Source organism: Anaerosporobacter faecicola (genome assembly GCF_012070565.1).
Classification (GTDB): domain Bacteria; phylum Bacillota; class Clostridia; order Lachnospirales; family Lachnospiraceae; genus Anaerosporobacter; species Anaerosporobacter faecicola.
In genome coordinates, this window is sequence record NZ_JAAQRO010000009.1 from 90,815 (window position 1) to 110,634 (window position 19,820).

Below are 19,820 nucleotides of genomic sequence, written 5' to 3' on the forward strand. Positions count from 1 at the left end.
GTGATTGACATAATAAAAAGTATCGATTATAATAGACTAAGATTTACTCAGGTAGCGAATTATCACTTTAAAGCAATAAAGTATGATACAAGAAAGTATAAACCAAGAAAGAACAGGAACTTGAATTCGAGTAGAATTCGTAAGATAGAACAGGTTTAGAAAGGGTGTTTGATTATGATTGATAAGTTATTACATACGCCAGAAGGTGTTCGAGACATATATAATGGAGAATGTGAGAAGAAGCTCATCTTGCAAGAACGCATGCATGAAATCTTAAAGTTATATGGATTTAAAGATATTCAGACACCAACGTTTGAATTCTTTGATATATTTAACAAGGAACGTGGAACAATTGCTTCCAAAGAGATGTACAAATTCTTTGATCGAGAAGGGAATACATTGGCATTACGTCCGGATATGACACCTGCAATAGCAAGATGTGTAGCAAAATATTATCGAGAAGAAAATCTTCCGATTCGACTATGCTATATGGGAAGTACTTTTATCAATAATAGTAGTTACCAAGGAAAATTGAAGGAAACGACACAGTTAGGTGCGGAACTAGTGAATGACTCATCGGTAGATGCAGATGCGCAGATGATTGCCTTGTCCATTGAATGTTTAAAGAAGGTTGGATTGAAAGAATTTCAGTTAGAGGTTGGACATGTAGATTTCTTCCGAGGATTAGTCGAAGAAGCTTGTTTTGAAGAAGATGAGATTGAACAATTACGGGCGGCTATTGAAGATAAGAATTTATTCGGTGTGGAAGAACTGGTATCCAATAAAAATATCGACAATAATTTAAAAGAAGTGTTGTTCAAATTACCAGAATTGTTCGGTAATGAAGAGATTCTAAATTATGCGAAGAAGATGACATCAAATCAGAAAGCACAAAAAGCCATTGAACGTTTGAAAGAGGTTTATGAAATTCTTAATCTGTATGGACTTGGGGATTATGTAACATTTGACCTTGGTATGTTGAGCAAATACAATTATTATACAGGAGTTATTTTCCGTGGATTTACATATGGTACAGGTGATGCCATTGTTACAGGTGGTCGTTATGACAAATTGGTATGTCAATTTGGTAAGGATTCCGCAGCAATTGGAGTTGCAATCGTAGTCGACCAATTAATGAATGCATTATCCAGACAAAAGATTGAAATTGAACTGGCAGAGAATAATACGTTGATCTTGTATAAGGAAGAGTTTCGGAAATCTGCAATCACATTAGCAGGATATTTTAGAAAGAATGGAATGAACATAGAGATGCTTTGTGTTAAGCCAGGGTATACGGTAGAAGACTACAAAGAATACGCATCGCGGATTGGTATTGGTGGAATATTAATGATGGAAAACCAGGAGACCATTCAAGTGATCAATCGAAAAGAAAATGTTACAAATGTGGTGAAGATGTCAGACTTGATTCAATAGAGTAGGAGAATGGATATGAGATATTTAACATTTGCCTTAGCAAAAGGCCGGTTAGCGAAAAAAACATTAGGAATCTTAGAACAGATTGGGATCACTTGTGAGGAGATGAAAGATCCTGACTCAAGAAAACTAATATTTGTAAATGAAGAATTAAAATTACGTTTTTTCCTTGCAAAAGCAACAGATGTACCAACTTATGTAGAATATGGTGCTGCTGATATTGGTGTTGTAGGAAAAGATACTATAATGGAAGAGGGACGAAAACTTTATGAAGTAATTGATCTTGGACTTGGTAAATGCAGAATGTGTGTTGCTGGTCCTGCATCTGCAAAGGAATTGTTACAGCATGGAGAACTGATTCGTGTAGCAACCAAATACCCAAACATTGCAAAGGATTATTTTTATAACAAGAAACATCAGACAGTTGAAATCATTAAATTGAATGGATCCATCGAATTAGCACCAATTGTTGGCTTATCGGAAGTGATTGTTGATATTGTAGAAACTGGTTCCACATTACGAGAAAATGGATTGGAAGTGTTGGAAGAGATCTGTCCATTATCAGCACGTATGGTGGTAAATCAAGTGAGTATGAAGATGGAACATGAGCGAATTCAACAATTAATTACCCAATTAAAAGATATTATGTAATAATCCGAAGGTGTTTTAGGTATTTTCTGCTATGATTTTAAAGAAAAACGATGTAGAATATAAAAAAAGCTTGTATAGAAGATGCAGAAGGAGAGAATGGAATGAGAATTGTAAAAGTAGATGAACAATCAAAGAATAATATACTAGAAAATCTATTACAAAGAAGTCCTAGCCAATATGAAGAATATGCTGGTCGTGTCAATGCAATCTTACAAGATGTCAGAACAAAAAAGGACGAAGCCATCTTTGAATATACGAAACGTTTTGATGGTTGTGAGAGCAACAAAGAGACCATTCAGGTGACTGAGAAAGAAATTGAGGAGGCATATGCTACTGTTGATCCTTCTCTATTAGATGTCATTCGCAAAGCAATCGTTAATATACGAGATTATCATGAAAAACAAAAACAATATAGCTGGTTTGATTCAACACCAGAGGGAACCATACTAGGACAAAAAGTAACAGCTTTGGAAAGTGTTGGTGTATATGTTCCAGGAGGGAAAGCAGCATATCCTTCTTCTGTCTTAATGTGTGTTATTCCTGCTCAAGTTGCTGGGGTAGAACGAATTGTTATGGTAACGCCACCTGGAAAAGATGGAAAAGTAAATCCCAATACCTTAGTAGCAGCAAAAGAAGCGGGTGTTACAGAAGTATATAAAGTAGGTGGGGCACAGGCAATTGGTGCACTTGCTTATGGAACGGAAAGCATTAAAAAAGTATGTAAGATTGTAGGACCTGGGAATATCTATGTTGCATTAGCAAAAAAGGCAGTATTTGGCTATGTAAGTATCGATTCCATTGCAGGACCTAGTGAGATTCTTGTGTTAGCAGATGAAACTGCCAATCCAAGGTTCGTTGCAGCTGATTTATTATCACAAGCAGAACATGATGAACTTGCATCTGCAATCTTAGTGACAACAAGCAAAGAACTTGCAGAACAGGTTTCAAAAGAAGTGGAAGAATTCGTAAAGAAACTATCGAGAAAAGAGATTATTCAGAAATCTCTTGATAATTATGGATACATATTATTAGCGGAAACGATGGAGGAAGCCATTGAAGTAGTCAATGAAATCGCTTCTGAACATCTAGAAATTGTAACAAAGGACCCATTCAACACAATGACGAAGATTCGTAATGCAGGTGCAATCTTCCTTGGTAGCTATAGCAGTGAACCATTAGGTGATTATTTCGCTGGTCCAAACCATGTATTACCAACCAATGGAACTGCCAAATTCTTCTCACCTCTTAGTGTTGATGATTATATTAAGAAATCAAGTATCATTTCCTATTCCAGAGAAGCGTTAGAGCCAATACACAAAGATATCATCAAATTTGCTACGGAAGAGCAATTAACGGCACATGCGAATTCCATTGCCGTTCGTTTTGAGTAAGAAGAGAGGAAGGTGTGTATGATTAACAGAACTTCAAAGATCAACCGAAAGACAAAAGAGACGGACATCCAATTGGTACTAGATATTGATGGTTCAGGAATAACCAATATAGATACTGGTATCGGCTTTTTTGACCATATGTTAAACAGCTTTTCAAGACATGGATTTATGGATCTGGATCTTCAGGTAAAAGGTGATCTCTATGTAGATGGACATCATACAGTAGAAGATACAGGAATTGTACTTGGTCAGGCAATTAAAGAGGCAATTGGTGAAAAAAAAGGAATCAAACGCTATGGTTCTGTTATCCTTCCTATGGACGAAACGTTGATGTTGTGTTCCCTTGATCTTTCTGGAAGACCATATTTTGTATATAATCTTGACTTAACAACAGACCGTGTGGGTTACTTGGATACGGAATTGGTAAAAGAGTTTTTCTATGCCGTTTCGTATTCAGCAGGTATGAACTTACACATCAAACAATTAGATGGCAGCAACAATCATCATATTATTGAAGCTGCTTTTAAGGCATTTGCAAAAGCACTTGACGAAGCAACAAAATACGATGATAGGATTACCGATGTGTTATCCACAAAAGGTGCACTATAAGAAAAGGATTTGATGACAAGGAGGAAAAGTATGCAACTATATCCAGCAATTGATATAAGAAATGGACAATGTGTTCGATTAAGACAAGGACAATTTCATGATCAAGAGATCTATTCAAACTCACCAGTAAAAGTTGCAATGCAATGGGAAGATATGGGGGCTACATTCATTCATCTGGTTGATCTTGATGGAGCATTGCATGGACATGGAGTTAATGAAGATGTGATCAAAGAAATTACAAATGCAGTATCCATTCCTGTTCAGGTTGGAGGTGGTATTCGTACCATCAAAGATATTGAGAATAAAATGAATCTTGGCGTCAATCGTGTAATTATTGGAACAAAAGCAGTAGAAAATCCTGTATTTATAAAAGAAGCAATCAACACCTTTGGTAGAGATCGAATTGTTGTTGGAATTGATGCAAAGAATGGTATGGTAGCCATTGAAGGCTGGGAAAAAGTGAGCAATTACAATGCGGTTACATTGGCAATGAACATGAAAGAATTAGGCGTTAAAACAATCGTATATACGGATATTGCCAAAGATGGTATGCTACAGGGACCAAATATTGAATGTACAAAAGAGATGGTTGAAGCGACTGAATTAGAGATCATTGCTTCTGGTGGAGTCTCCTCATTGAAAGACTTAGAGTCTGTAAATCAGATTCATGTACATGGTGCGATCATAGGAAAAGCATTGTATGAGAATCGCATTCAACTTGATGAAGCAATTCGTTTGTTTGAATAATAAAGCAACGCCACAGACTTTTGAAAGGACTGGTAATGAATATGGTAAGTAAAAAAATTATTCCATATATGAATATAGAGAATGAAGTTGCTGCGAATGTATTAACAACAGCAGAACATTATGCTACAGAAGGGGCAGATGAATTATTCCTGTTTGATTATTCAACAGACGATTATTCAAAGGAAGAGCTACTTCGCATGGCAAAGGAAGTTGCAAAAGCAGTAGATATTCCTTTTATCCTAGGTTTATCAGTAAAAAGGTTTGAAGATGTAAAGAAAGCACTTTACACGGGAGCAAGCTATGTAATGGTGAAACATTCCTGCGTGGAAGACTACAATGTAATTAAAGAAGCAACCGATCGTTTTGGAAAAGACAAAGTGTTAGTAGAAGTAGATACGATTAAGCAATTTCGACAAGAAGGATTTGTGAAGCAACTTTTAGAGTGTGGTGTTTATGGTATCATGCTTAAGCACCTTACGATGACATCAGAATTAGCAGCTGAGATTGCTTCCTGCCCATTACCTGTCATGATTCGTGATAGTTTTACTCGAAATGATCTAGAAGATCTCGCTAGTGTAGATAATGTATTTGCTGTATCGACCAACTATTTTGAGAAAAAAGATATCATGAAAGCCAAATATGCTTTAAAAGAGAAAAATATTCCGGTGAATACATTTGAGAGTACGGTATCATTCACTGATTTCAAATTGAATGCAGATGGATTGATTCCGGTAATCGTACAAGACTACAAGACAAGTGAAGTACTTATGTTGGCATACATGAATGAAGAATCCTTCCAATTGACTGTAAAAACAGGAAAGATGACATATTTTAGCCGTAGCCGCCAACAATTGTGGTGTAAGGGAGAAACTTCAGGACATTTCCAATATGTAAAAGCATTAAATCTTGATTGTGATAATGACACGATCTTGGCAAAAGTAAAACAAGTTGGAGCAGCATGTCATACAGGAAACCGTTCTTGCTTCTATACAGAAATTGTAAAACGGGAGTATGATGATACCAATCCACTAACGGTATTCTCTCAAGTGTATGATGTAATCATGGATCGCAAGATGCATCCAAAAGAAGGTTCCTACACAAACTATCTGTTTGATAAGGGAATTGATAAGATCCTAAAAAAATGTGGGGAAGAAGCTACAGAAATCGTAATTGCTGCAAAAAATCCAGATGCGGAAGAACTTAAATATGAAATTTCTGATTTCTTATATCATATGATGGTATTAATGGCAGAGTGTGGTCTGGATTGGAACGATGTAGTAAAAGAATTAGCACATAGACGTTAGTATAATTGAGATATATTGTGAATAGCAAAGTGAAAAGTAATAGAAATATTCTGACATTTAACATGATTTAAAAAAATATTTGTATATTTGTCGAACATATTGTATAATCTTAATAGTAGAACAAAGGATCACCAGTAAGGAGGCAATTATATGGTATTTCTTGGTCATTTAGTTACAGCAATCGTAAAATTTATCTTCCTTGCAGCTGTTGCAGTAGGAGGAATTTTCCTAGGAAAGTTTTTAAGAACGAAAAAAGATAGCAAGTGCTAATCTGCGTCTCTTATATATGTGAATAGGCATAATGAAAAATCTGTGTACATGAGAATCGTCTTGTACACAGATTTTTTTGTTTATTTCAATGAGTAAGGATTTGTTTTTCGTAAATACTATGATAGGAACTGTAAAGGTTAAGTATAAACGACGAATGAAATAATAAAGTATGTTGATTGAAAGAAGGAATACTCATGAATACAGAGAAACGTCTAAATGAAGCGTATCGTAAAGCAAAATGCATTCCCATAGATCAAAAGACAAAAATGGTGTTTTTTAGTGATCATCATCGTGGCGATGATAGTATTTCAGATGAATTCGCAAGAAATCAGGCGCTAATGTTAAGTGCTCTACAGTATTATTATTCCAAAGGGTTCACTTATGTTGAAGTTGGAGACGGAGATGAATTATGGCAACATAGAAGTTTTAAACATATACGAACTGCACATACAGATATTTTTACGGTAATGAAAGCATTGTATCAGGAAAATCGTTTAATCATTCTCTATGGCAACCATAATATTTATATGAAGCAACCCTATTATGTGAAAAAAAATTACTACTATTATTATGACGAGTATTATGAAAGAGAAGAAGAACTATTTGTTGGATTACGACCTCTTGAAGCTATACGGTTACAAGAAAAACAATCAGGGAATGAGATTTTAGTTCTTCATGGACACCAAGGGGATTTCCTTAATGACCAATTCTGGATTCCGTCTATGTTGGCATTGCGGTATTTTTGGAAATTCATGTATCTTATTGGTTTTCGTAACCCTGCAAGTCCAGCAAAAAATCAGTCCAAACGACATAAGATTGAAAAAAATTATTCAAAATGGATTGTAAAACATAAAGTTGCAATGATCTGTGGACATACCCATCGCTTAAAGTTTCCAAAGAGTGTACAGGTTCCTTATTTTAATTGTGGCTGCTGCATTCATACAAAAGGAATTACAGGAATAGAGATTGAAAATGGAAAAATAATGCTTGTACAATGGAGAATACAGGCAGATCAGGAAGGGATTATGCGTGTAAAACGGATTTTGGTACGTGATGGAATGCCAATTGCTAATTTTTTTAAAAAAGACTAAATAATTCGTACAAATATGTCGAAAAAGATATAGAGGCATTGGTACTCTTTTTACAGGATCTTCTATATATTGATATGTTCTGGCTAGTGTGATACTATTAGAGTAGTGTATCTTAGCGTATGAGCAATCTTTTATAGAATGGGAACAGATTCTATAAGAATAAAAAAAAGATAAGATGAAGGTAAGAAATGAATAATAAGTAAGTGTAGTTAAAGTAAGACTCGAAACATAAAAAGTAGTGAACATAATAAAACAAAATGGAGTGGTGAGGATGAAGAAGAAAAAACTTCTAGCTTATCTACTTGTACTCGCTATGGCAGTGCAAATTCCTTGGCCAGTACAGGCAAGTGCGAAGAGTATGGGTGTAAGTGAAGCAGAAAAATCTACAACAAAAAAACAAGTAGCAGCTGAAGAACAAACGCAAAATGGTGATTTGTCCATTATGCGGGGCGTACAGGTATCAGAGCAAGAAGCGAAAAAGATTCCTTTGTATGAGCCTGCTACGGATACATATGCATCGGTATTTGCAAAAACGAGGAATTCCTATTCCTCTACTTATGGATACTCGAAATTGAGCAATTCCGCACAAAAAGAAGTCTATGTTGCATTGTGTACAGCAGCGAAGGAATTTACAGAAAATCATACGGATGCAACAGCAGTTTCTAGTGGAAGTAGTTATTATGCATTTCGGTTGGATATCAGCAGTTATAATATACCAACATCCGCATTGTTACCAATTGTAGCCTCACTCTATTACGATCATCCAGAGTTTTATTGGATGGAAGCTTACGGTTGTACGTCGTCAAGCACTACAGGTTATGCGATTAATATCATGCTTCAATGTCATGAGGATTATTACCGTGGTTCTGTAAGACGGAGTCTTGATACCACAATGGATACGAAGATACAGTGGTATTTAGATCAGGTAGAGGGTGTTAAAACGGATTACGAAAAAGAATTGATCTTACATAATACAATGATTAATAATATTAGCTATGCAATGGATGGAGGCTCTCCAAGCAGAGAAAGATGGGCACATTCCATTGTTGGTGTATTTGATGATGTACATAATCAAGCAGTTTGTGAAGGATATGCGAAAGCATTTCAATTGCTGATGAATGCCTGTGGTATTAACTGCCTCTACATACCTGGATATGGTGATGGTGGTGGACATGGTTGGAATAAAGTACAACTAGGTGGACAATGGTATAATGTTGATACAACTTGGGATGATCCAGTTGATGCAGAAAATCCTGAACACGCAATCTTACGATGGGACTTTTTCAACCTTCCGGATTCTACATTTGGTATACGACATGTTACAGCTACAACCTCTGGCACGACAATCAACGGATGGTGTTATGCGGTGCCAAGTTGTACAGCAACTACTTATGCATATCGTGCAATGGAAGCCAGTACAAAGTACGCAGTACAGTATACACAACCAAGTAATGCTACAGTAAAATTATATAATAAAGGAATTGAGTTGGATTCTGGTACGGAAGTTGCTTCTGGTACAGCAATCACAGTAGAAGCAACTCCTGTAAATCAATCCATTAATTATACGGTATCCTGCAAGTTGAACGAGGAATCTCCGCTTACCATGACACGTCATACAACGGAAGCAGGTGTTGTTTATTATAGTACGATACTTAATATGCCGGAGAGAAGCAGTACCGTTTATGTAACTTTAGAAAATCCTATACCGATCTATACGGTGTCTTTTGAATCCAATGGAGGAACAGCGGTATCGCCAATTACGGAGGTTGAGGAGAATTCGACCATAACCTTACCAACGCCACCAACAAGGACAGGCTACTCATTTGAGGGCTGGTATACGGATGCTGAATGTACGGACGAATTTAATACAGCTACTGCAATTACCTCTAATTTTACGCTGTATGCCAAATGGGATGCTGCAGAACTGGACCATATAACGGCTGTATATAATGGTGAGAATGTTCTAGTTGGCAGAGAGGTAAATAAGTCTGACATTTTGGTGTATGCACATTATACAGATGGTACAAGTCCGATGCTTGGAGTAAGTACATATACGATCAATCCTTCTGTGATTACCATTGAAGGAAATAATACCATTGAAGTTAGCTATAATGGTAAAACTACAAATATTACGGTAGTTGGTTATACGCAGGTTATGACCCATGCAGTTACATTTGACTCAATGGGTGGTTCGGCAGTTAATCCAATTACCAATGTTCCAGATAGAGGTACCATCACATTACCTGCAGTACCAACAAGAAATGGATATTATTTTGCAGGTTGGTATACACAACGTTCTTGTCTGACCAAATTCGTTCAAGACACAGAAATTAGCCATGATATTACATTGTATGCAAAATGGATAGCATTACTTGATGATCCTTCCACAACGATAAGTCGAATTTCTGCTACTTATAATGGTAGTAATATATTGGTAGGCAATGATATATCTCGTTCAAATGTTATTGTAACAGTAACGGATAACAATGGTTCTACCCATAGAGTGACGAATTTTACCTTGTCAACAACAAGAATATCAACCGTTGGTACGAATACGATCACGGTTATGTATGGTGGATTTTCAACAACTATTTCCGTAAGAGGGTTAAGTACCCAAAGTAGTGATCATACACCATCAAAATATGTAACCTTTGTAACCGCTGGTTACCATGGTGGACCTGTAGAAGTTGGTTCTACCGTCGATCGCTCGAATATTACGGTTGTAGTCGTTTATAGTGATAATACGGTAAGTTATGTAACGGATTTTGCGATTTCCAATGCAACGATTAATACAATTGGAAATAATACGGTGTATGTATATTATGATGGATTCTCAGCTAGTATAACAGTTACAGGAGTAGCAAAAGGCTCGCTAACGCCAACAACACCGGTGCAGCCGAATGTAGCAACGACTGTACTAATTAATTCTTCTTCAATTACAACTACTACGGTTACAGGTGGTTATACTGGTACAGTAATACCAAGATTAACCTTGACAACCAATACGAATTACTCCGTGATTAATGCGGAAATTGAAGAAAGTGTATTGGCGTCAAATCTTAGTGGAAAAACATTAAGTAATATCAATACCTATCAGTTAACAATTACAAACTTAAGTTCTCGTATATTGAATCAGTTGGAAAGAAGTTCGGTTGATGAAGTTTATGTGAAGATTTGTCTTCCTGTACAATACTTTGGAAGAAATGATATTCGTATTGATAGTGTGCCAATTGATTATACGACAATGACCAAATTGCAAAACAGTAAGAAAAAATTGATCATTCAGTATATAGGATCTTCTTATGATACAAACACTGGAAAAACTGCATATACCAATCCGTTAAGCTCTATCGTAATCGATGGAAGCACATTAACAAATGCAGTTGCATGTGATGTTTCGCTTGCAGTAAATTCATTAGATAAAGAATACAAAATTGAATCAGCTGTAAATGCTTATCTAAAAGAGGAGGATCGTGGAAAAGGTGTTGTTGTTACACTTGGTCAAACAGGTGAGTTAAGTAATGCGGGTACTGTTACTGTTGATGTAGGTGGTAACCTTGGAAAAGTTAAGGACGATTATGTTTATGTCTATGGTTTTAATGAAAAGAAAAACCGCCTTGAGGAATTACCAAAGACCAAATACAAAGTGAATAAAGCACAATGTATCGTGCTGCAAATGGAATTCTACTCCAAATATGTGCTTCTTTCAGAACCGACAGAGGAAACTGTTACAACTTTAGCAAGTCGAGCAAAAGTATCTAGTTCGTTAACGATGAAAAAGAACAAGAATAAACAGATCTCTGTTACATTACCAAAGGGAATAACGAGCAGTGATGTTAAGATAACCTATTCTTCAAGTAATAAGAAGATTGCATACGTATCCAAGACAGGTAAAGTATACGGTAAGAAAAAAGGTATAGCCGTTATCACAACAACTGTAAAGTATGGAAATTATTCAAAGAAGTACAAAACAACCATCAAGGTAAAATAGAAAAAAGACTTCTAGTCTTGACAATCGGTTAGAAATCTTTATACTAGATTATATGAGTAAACCGTTGAGTAAGAAGAGTATGCAAAAGGTAGGAATTACAGAGAGTCGTATAGGGTGAGAGTACGATATTTTGAATTTGTTGAATGGGCTTATGAGGGCAACCCGAACGAATAGTAGGCGTTGACGGAAATCCTAACCGTTATAATGGAAGCATATGGTAGTATGTGAACAATGGTGGCATATAAGATGATTTGACTCTTATCCTTTGTTGGATAAGAGTCTTTTTTAATGTTGATTCAGGAGGGAAAATCATGGAAAAGACAATCTTAACGGGCGACCGCCCAACAGGAAAATTACATTTAGGTCATTATGTTGGCTCTTTGAAAAGAAGAGTTGAATTACAAAATTCAGGTGATTACAAGAATATATTTATTATGATCGCAGATGCACAAGCATTAACGGATAATGCGGATAATCCAGAAAAGGTAAGACAGAATATTATTGAAGTTGCACTTGACTATATGTCAGTTGGACTAGATCCGAAAAAGTCTACGTTGTTTATTCAATCACAGATTCCAGAACTTTGTGAACTTTCCTTTTACTACATGAATCTGGTTACTGTTTCTCGTCTACAGAGAAATCCTACTGTAAAATCAGAGATTCAGATGCGTAATTTTGAAGCAAGTATTCCAGTAGGATTCTTTACCTACCCAATTAGTCAGGCTTCTGATATCACTGCATTTAAAGCAACTACCGTTCCCGTGGGTGAAGATCAACTTCCTATGCTGGAACAAACAAAGGAAATTGTTCGTAAGTTCAACTCTGTTTATGGTGATACCTTAATCGAGCCAGATATCTTACTTCCTGAAAATCAGGCATGCTTACGTTTGCCAGGAACAGATGGAAAAGCGAAGATGAGTAAATCTCTTGGAAACTGTATCTATCTTTCTGATCCTTCTGATGAAGTAAGAAAGAAAGTAATGAGCATGTATACAGATCCAGATCATATTCAAGTATCTGATCCAGGTAAAGTAGAAGGAAATAGTGTGTTCACGTATCTCGATGCGTTCTGTAAAGAAGAACATTTTGCAAAATATCTTCCAGAATATCCAAATTTGAAAGAATTAAAAGCACACTATCAACGTGGTGGTCTTGGTGATGTTAAGGTTAAGAAATTCCTATATGCAATCTTAGAGGAAGAATTAGAGCCAATCAGAGCAAGAAGAAAAGAATTAGAAAAAGACATTCCAGCAATTTATGAAATCCTTCGGGAAGGTAGCTTGAAGGCGCGAGAAGTTGCATCAAAGACACTTGATGATGTAAAGAGTGCAATGAAGATTAATTACTTTGATGATACGGAATTAATCCGTGCGCAAAGTGAAAAGTATGGGAAATAACAACTCTTTAGAATAATACGGTAAAGCGCAATTAGTTAATTATACAATCATTCTATAGGAAGAAATAAAAATCTCCATGTGTGGTATTAAGATAACCAGTAAAGTATCCAGTGTTATCCTACCACTTGTGGAGATTTTTTTGCTTTGTATCCCGTGTTTAGATGTGGTTTGTATTGAGATTCTATATAGAGCTGTTTTTACGTTGTTTGCCCGCTATGAATGACAGGGATTGTCGTAAAACTTTGAACCAATAAAGAAGGGTTCTCAAGCTTTCTAATCATCATACTGCCTGCCTGTGCGCCCATATCAAACACATCAATATCAATCACAGTTGGTTTGGGGTCAATGATGTTTGAATAGGGATATGCGTCAAATGTAAGAAATGCAATATCATCTGGAAGCGAAAGACCAGCCTGTTCGATGGCTTTCATGGAACCAATTGCAAGGGTATTGTTCTCGCAAACGATTCCACGTGGACGATTAGGTTGTGATAACAGATGTTTGGTTGCTTCAAAACCTTCGTCAACGGTAGACGTGGTATAGATGACTTTATCTTCAGGAACCTGATATCCATATTGATACATTGTTCCGAGAAATCCTTTTTGTCTTTGGAAGGAGAGCTCATCTGTCTTTTGCCCGCCAATAAATGCAAGAGAGGAATATCCGTGTTCGATCATATGTTGTGCGGCAAGCTGTCCCGCTAGCGCATGATTGGTATCTACCCAGCAGAGCCTGCTTTCAAAACCTGGATGTCCTATAATAATGTGGGGGAAATTCTGCTTAATGATCGCTTCGGCAATATGAGGAGAAATCGCAGAACCATGAATGATCAGTCCGTCACAACTTTTCGTGGATAGAAGATAGGAGATGGTTTCTCCTTTGGCGGTATCCTTAGAAACGTCTTGGAGGGTCATTGTGAATCCATTCTTCGATATTTCACTGTATGCCCCACACATGATATCAAACATATGTGGATTTACATAAGCGCTATCTTTTTCAAGGTAGGTTAGGAACACAATATTTTTTGTAGATTGCCTAGCAAAGCTTACAGCACGGGCATTGGGAATATAGTTTAATTTCTCGATTGCTTGATGGACACGTTTTGTAGTTGCAGGTGAAATGGTTGTCCAATTGTTAAGTACTTTGGAAACAGTTGAGGTTGAAACACCAGCCTCTTTGGCTACATCAGTTATGGTAATTGGCATATTACTCCCTTCTTTAGGAAAACGTTTTCCTAAACATATACAAATATACATATATAGTATAGCGTTTTCCTAACAAAGTCAACAGAATATTTCTAGGGTTTATTGACGAAAACCTTATAAAATGGTAAAACATAGATAACAACAAGAACAGCTGATTTGTTGAATATTAAAAATCAAGGAAAATAGTTTCCTAACTAGTTTCCTAAAATGGAGGGATTCATTATGAAGAAAAAGTGTCTTGTTTTTGGTCTTATAGCTGCTATGTTGATTGGTTCCTTTACTGGATGTAGTTCAAAAAAATCCAATAATCAAGCGACAGAGAACAATGGTACGAAAGAAACAACAACGGAAACGAAAGAAACAACGGATGACGCCCAGAATACAGATGAGACTTCTGGTGATACAAAAGCAAATGTAGAACCGGTAGCAATCACAGTTTGGCATGATGGGGCTGACAACATTATGCAGACAATACAGGATTATGTGAATGAACAGCTAAGTGCTGATCAAATTACAGTTACTTTTGAAAAGAAGACAGGTTTAACCGATCAATTAAAACTATATGGAAATGATTCTGCTAACGGACCAGATCTATATTTCTATGCACATGATTCTTTAGGAATGTTTGCTGAAATGGGAATTCTTGCACCAGTAACAGATCTTGTAGAAGCATCTACGATGGGTGATTTCTTACCAATGACAGTTGATGCCTGTACCTATAAAGATACACAATATATGATGCCTGTTTATTTTGAAACATTATTATTCATGTATAACAAAGCATTATGGGAAGGTGAAGTTCCATCTACTATGGACGAAATCTATGATTACATGGTAGCGCATACGGACACAAAAGCTGGAACTTATGCACTTGTTAATCAACATTCTACTGCTTATAATGTAGCTCCGATCATCAATGGATTTGGTGGTTATATTATTAATGAAGACGCAAAACCAGGTTTGAATGAACAAGCAACAAAAGATGCCATCACGTATAACAAAAAGTTTGCTGAATTAGAAGCAGACGGAGACTATAATACCGTAACAACGTTGTTTAATGAAGGAAAAGCAGCAGCAATCATGGGTGGACCATGGTTAGTATCTGGAATACAGGAAGCAGGAATTGATCTTGGAATCAAAGCACTTTCAAGTATCACTTTACCAAATGGAAATGCACTTGCTCCTTATTCAGGGGTTCAAGGAATCGGTGTACTAAAGTATGCAGCAGAAAATAAAAAAGAAGCTATTGCAAAAGTATTAACAGCAATCTCAACAGATGGATTAGGAATAGCATTATGTAAGTCAGCAAACTGTGCACCTGCAAATGGTAAATCTTACAATGATGCAGATGTTTCTGTTAATGAAATGGCTATGGCTATGAGAGCAACCGCATCAACAGCAGTACCAATGCCAAATATTCCAGAGATGAGTGTAATGTGGGGACCAGCAGAAAGCTTACTAGCAGCTGTTAATAAATCAGGTGATGATGTAGAAAAAGTTGCTGATCAATATCAAAAAGATGCTGAGACTGCAATCAAAGATATGCAATAGATAAAGATATACAATACATAACGAGATATACAATAGGTATAAAAGATCGAAAATAGAATAAGGATCTACAATAGAAATAAAAGATCTGTATTAGAATAAAGAGCTACAATAAAAATAGAAGATCAATATCAGAATACAGATCCATATTAAATAAAGATCTATAATAGACTAAGAAATGAAACAGCACACGATATGTATAAAAGGAGTAAGACAGTATGAAGAGAAAAAAACGATTACCGTGGCTATATTCCACACCAGCTCTGCTTTTGATCAGTGCAATTATTGTCTTCCCAATTCTATATACAGGCTATATATCATTCACGAACATGAACGTTTTCCATTGGTTTGATTATAAGTTGATTGGATTTCAAAATTACCAAAGAGCTTTGCTCAAGGTAGATTCAGGGTTCTTGAAAGCGATACTGACTACACTGGTATGGACCATTATTAATATGGTCCTCCAGGTAGGAATCGCTTATTTAATCGCATTAGGACTCAATACACCAGGGCTTAAATTAAGCAGATTGTATAAAACATTATTGATGTTTCCGTGGGCGATGCCTGCCTATGTGTCCATCCTTCTTTGGAGAGTAGGAATCTATAACACGGAATTTGGGTTGTTGAATAAGATATTGGTTGCACTTGGCTGCGACAAGATGAATTTCTTGTCGGAAAATGTACCAGCATTTCTTTCTTGTATGGTTTTGAATCTCTGGATGGCACTTCCGTTTATGATTATGATGATCGATGGGGCACTGCAAAGTGTAGACCGATGCTATTATGAAAGTGCAACACTAGATGGAGCAGGTTTTCTTGTGAAAAACCTGTACATAACGATTCCTTCCATTAAGAAAATCATTGCGCCAGCAGTAATAATGACCACATTTACAACATTTAAGCAATTTGACATCATATATTTGCTGACGTTACAGAAAGGATCGCTAACTGGATCAACGTTGCAGACGATTATTACATATGCACACCAGAATGCATTTGTTTCTAATAATTATGGTTTATCCTCAGCGGTTTCCATCGTTATCTTCCTAATCATTATTGTTTTTTCATTGTATACCAATCGTGGCATAAAGGAGGAAGTTTAGATGATGAATAAAAAAACAAAGAAAAGAATTGGTTTAATTCTGTTAAATATCTTCTTCCTTACCATTTGCTTTCTTGCATTGATTCCAATCTTATATGCATTTACGTTATCAGTGAGTGGGGAAGGGGGAGCAATCTCCTCCAGTATGTTACCAACCTCATTTACACTGAAAAACTATGCAGCAGTGCTTAATGAAAAACCCTTTTTAGTGTGGTTTAAGAATTCTATGGTACTTAGTGTGGGAACGATGATCGTAGCAATGTCTTTTGCAGTGGTAGCAGCGTATGCTTTTTCTCGTTTTCAATTCAGAGGGAAAAGAGCGGTGTTACTGTTACTACTCCTTTTAAATGCATTTCCACAGATTTTGTCGATGTTTGCAATCTTTCGTTTATTTAAGACGCTCAATCTGTTGAATTCGCAAGGCGGTTTGATCTTAATCTATGCCGGAAGTATGTGTATCTTTAGTATTTGGAATATGAAAGGGTATTTTGATACGATTCCAATTGAAATTGAAGAAGCTTCAAAAATTGATGGAGCAAGCAATGGTCAATTGTTAACAAAGATCATCTTACCGTTAGCCAGACCTGCAATTATCGTAACATCTGTCATGGTATTAATCTTTGTGTGGAATGAGTATTTATTTGCTACAACATTTTTACTAAATGACAACAGCTACACATTAGCTGGGGGACTCTATCAGTTGCAGGCGAATGATTATACACGAAGTTGGCCAATGTTTACTGCAGCGGCAATCATGGTATCTATACCAATCCTTATTATCTTCTTCGCGATACAGAAATATATGGTATCTGGTTTGACAGCGGGTGGAGTGAAAGGATAATTAAACTAAGATTGAAGGAATGAACCTATGAATAAAAGTGCTATTTTACATATTCCGCTATCCCAGTATGCATTTGCAACAGGAGAACATAGCTTGACGATTCGGATTCGTACGGGTAGGGATGATCTCACATCCTGTATTCTGTATTACGGAGATCGTGCTTGTAATTTTACACCAGTACGATTCGATCCATTACCAATGAAAAAAATTGGGGATGACAGCTTATATTCCTATTATGAAGCAAATTTGGAGAGCGATTATAACCGTATCTGTTATTATTTCAAATTAGAGAAAAATGAAGAATGGTATTATTACTATGCTGACCAATTTACAAAACAGTTAGCAGATGTGACGATTGATTCACACATTATTGAAGGTAGAAGTGAATATTACCAATATCCTTACATTTTGCGAGAGGAAATCGTTGATGTCCCAGAGTGGTTTAAGGACGCCATTGTCTATAATATATTTCCAGATAGTTTTGCTGATCAATACCGAGATATCTCTCAAACAGCAAAGAACTTACAAGTAAAACTGCAGAATTCCAACGCCGCAGAGGAGTATACAACGAGTTCTAAAGCAAGGCTGGGAGGAACCATTGAAGGAATCAGAAAGAATCTGGATTACATCAAAGAGCTTGGTTTTAACTGTATTTACTTGAATCCAATCTTTGTTGCTGGGGAAAGTCATAAGTATGATATCTTGGATTATTACCATATTGACCCATGCTTTGGAACGGATGAGGATTTTGCAACACTTGTCAAGGAAATCCATGCACTTGGAATGCACATTATCATTGATGGAGTATTTAACCATTGTAGTTGGTATTTCTTCGCATTTGAAGATGTGGTTCGGCATGGAAGAGATTCTGCATATGTAGATTGGTTCTATGATCTGAATTTCCCTGTTATCAGACCAGAGGATGCACAAGACACACCTCAGTATGCATGTTTTGCTTATGAAAGAAAAATGCCAAAACTAAATACCTCCAATGAAGAGGTACAGGAGTATTTTGCTAAGGTTGGAGAGTATTGGATTCAAACCTATGGGGTGGATGGCTGGCGTCTTGATGTTGCCAACGAAATTGATCGAAACTTTTGGCGTAGATTCCGACAAGCAGTAAGAAATGTGAACAAAGAAGCAGTGCTGATTGGAGAAGTATGGGAGGATTCCTCTTCTTGGTTGCGTGGAGATGCATTCGATTCCACGATGAATTATGATTTCAGAAAACATTGTAGATCCTTCTTTGCCCTTCATGAGATCACAGGAAAACAATTCACGGAGAGAGTTCTACAGATGTATCTACGATATCCAAGTAATCTTTCTGTTGGTCAGTTAAATCTTCTAGATAGTCATGATGTACCACGTTTCCTATCCCTTTGTAAGGAAGAGGAGAATACATATTGTCAAGCGATTGTATTTCTTATCTTATTTCCAGGAGTACCTAGTGTGTTCTATGGAGATGAAAAAGGTGTAGTGGGAATCACGGAGAATGAATATCGGCAGCCGATGCCTTGGAAAAAAGAAGATGAGACAGCAGTGAAGATCACAGATTTGCTGCGTTCGTTACTTGCAATTCGAAAAAGGTATCTGCATGCACTTGATCCGTTTACAATGGGATATGAGAAAGAAACACCAGACGTAATCTACCTAAGCCGCCAGACGAAGAAAGGTACGCTCATGGCCTGGTTTAATGGGTCCTCGGATCTTTTCACAATAGATAAGAGGAAGATGGGGACAATTCTATTAAGCGCAGGATATCATGAGGGATTCTTAGAAGGAAGAGGTTTTGTAGTTACCTGGCAAGAATAAGGATTAATGAATCCATAGATAAGTTATGAATTAAGCTTTTTTATAAGCAAGATACGAATAAACAAGATATTGATAAACCAACATATTAATAAGAGAAGATTAATAGACAAAATTTTTGTAAACAAGATATCAATAGACAATTCACCATAAACACATATTGATACGATGATTTGAGTGAAATGATTATTTTTCCACTAGTTTCATCCTATTGCTGCGCATGATGTGCGTTTGCAAAAAGAAATCAATTGTGATTTTGATGAGTTGTCTATTTTATTTCTGTGGTAGATTTCCTCCAAATCTTTTCCCGTTGAGGGGGGAGACTTAAGAAACCCTTATTAATCGCGTCTCGTACTTTTTTTGCGTAGCTCCGCTTTAGTTGACAAAAATTATAGAACAATTTATAATAGATTACTAGTATTAGGACGAC

At 36.5% G+C, this 19,820-nt stretch carries 14 protein-coding genes; 13 read left to right on the forward strand and 1 reads right to left on the reverse strand.

Annotated features, from left to right (window positions below):
• The first annotated feature begins 174 nt into the window (after window positions 1-174).
• From hisZ to trpS, 9 genes are all read left to right on the forward strand, one after another.
• Window positions 175-1,434 (forward strand): ATP phosphoribosyltransferase regulatory subunit, encoded by a 1,260-nt coding sequence (gene hisZ / locus HBB17_RS05180; protein WP_167956361.1) that lies wholly within the window; start codon window positions 175-177, stop codon window positions 1,432-1,434.
• A gap of 15 nt (window positions 1,435-1,449) precedes the next feature.
• On the forward strand, window positions 1,450-2,085 hold the full coding sequence (hisG, locus tag HBB17_RS05185; protein ID WP_167956363.1) for an ATP phosphoribosyltransferase: 636 nt from the start codon (window positions 1,450-1,452) through the stop codon (window positions 2,083-2,085).
• A gap of 101 nt (window positions 2,086-2,186) precedes the next feature.
• Window positions 2,187-3,476: a histidinol dehydrogenase gene (gene hisD / locus HBB17_RS05190; RefSeq protein WP_167956365.1), complete on the forward strand. Its 1,290-nt coding sequence runs from the start codon at window positions 2,187-2,189 to the stop codon at window positions 3,474-3,476.
• Between the two features lie 18 nt (window positions 3,477-3,494).
• Window positions 3,495-4,085, forward strand: coding sequence for an imidazoleglycerol-phosphate dehydratase HisB (gene hisB / locus HBB17_RS05195; RefSeq protein ID WP_207717320.1), 591 nt, complete (start codon window positions 3,495-3,497; stop codon window positions 4,083-4,085).
• A gap of 30 nt (window positions 4,086-4,115) precedes the next feature.
• Window positions 4,116-4,832 (forward strand): 1-(5-phosphoribosyl)-5-[(5-phosphoribosylamino)methylideneamino]imidazole-4-carboxamide isomerase, encoded by a 717-nt coding sequence (gene hisA, locus HBB17_RS05200; protein ID WP_167956366.1) that lies wholly within the window; start codon window positions 4,116-4,118, stop codon window positions 4,830-4,832.
• A gap of 68 nt (window positions 4,833-4,900) precedes the next feature.
• Window positions 4,901-6,136 carry a bifunctional phosphoribosyl-AMP cyclohydrolase/phosphoribosyl-ATP diphosphatase HisIE gene (gene hisIE / locus HBB17_RS05205; RefSeq protein ID WP_238483676.1) on the forward strand — a complete coding sequence of 412 codons (1,236 nt, stop codon included), beginning with the start codon at window positions 4,901-4,903 and terminating at the stop codon, window positions 6,134-6,136.
• A 464-nt stretch (window positions 6,137-6,600) separates the two neighbouring features.
• Window positions 6,601-7,497: a metallophosphoesterase gene (locus HBB17_RS05210; protein WP_167956370.1), complete on the forward strand. Its 897-nt coding sequence runs from the start codon at window positions 6,601-6,603 to the stop codon at window positions 7,495-7,497.
• A gap of 271 nt (window positions 7,498-7,768) precedes the next feature.
• The gene (locus HBB17_RS05215) at window positions 7,769-11,488 is read left to right on the forward strand and encodes an InlB B-repeat-containing protein (RefSeq protein ID WP_167956372.1); all 3,720 of its coding nucleotides are present in this window, start codon (window positions 7,769-7,771) and stop codon (window positions 11,486-11,488) included.
• A 311-nt stretch (window positions 11,489-11,799) separates the two neighbouring features.
• A complete protein-coding gene (gene trpS / locus HBB17_RS05220) occupies window positions 11,800-12,885 on the forward strand; it encodes a tryptophan--tRNA ligase (protein WP_167956374.1) in 1,086 nt (361 codons plus the stop codon).
• Between the two features lie 197 nt (window positions 12,886-13,082).
• On the opposite strand, the gene HBB17_RS05225 is transcribed toward trpS, so the two are convergent.
• Complete coding sequence (locus tag HBB17_RS05225; RefSeq protein WP_167956376.1) at window positions 13,083-14,090, reverse strand: LacI family DNA-binding transcriptional regulator; 1,008 nt, start codon at window positions 14,088-14,090, stop codon at window positions 13,083-13,085.
• Window positions 14,091-14,312: 222 nt separating this feature from the next.
• On the opposite strand from HBB17_RS05225, the gene HBB17_RS05230 reads away from it, so the two are divergent.
• From HBB17_RS05230 to HBB17_RS05245, 4 genes are all read left to right on the forward strand, one after another.
• Entirely contained in the window at window positions 14,313-15,641 is a 1,329-nt protein-coding gene (locus HBB17_RS05230) for an extracellular solute-binding protein (protein ID WP_167956378.1), read from the forward strand.
• A gap of 215 nt (window positions 15,642-15,856) precedes the next feature.
• On the forward strand, window positions 15,857-16,741 hold the full coding sequence (locus HBB17_RS05235; RefSeq protein ID WP_167956380.1) for a carbohydrate ABC transporter permease: 885 nt from the start codon (window positions 15,857-15,859) through the stop codon (window positions 16,739-16,741).
• A complete protein-coding gene (locus HBB17_RS05240) occupies window positions 16,742-17,581 on the forward strand; it encodes a sugar ABC transporter permease (protein WP_167956382.1) in 840 nt (279 codons plus the stop codon).
• Window positions 17,582-17,608: 27 nt separating this feature from the next.
• Window positions 17,609-19,393, forward strand: coding sequence for a glycoside hydrolase family 13 protein (locus HBB17_RS05245; RefSeq protein ID WP_167956384.1), 1,785 nt, complete (start codon window positions 17,609-17,611; stop codon window positions 19,391-19,393).
• Window positions 19,394-19,820 lie beyond the last annotated feature (427 nt).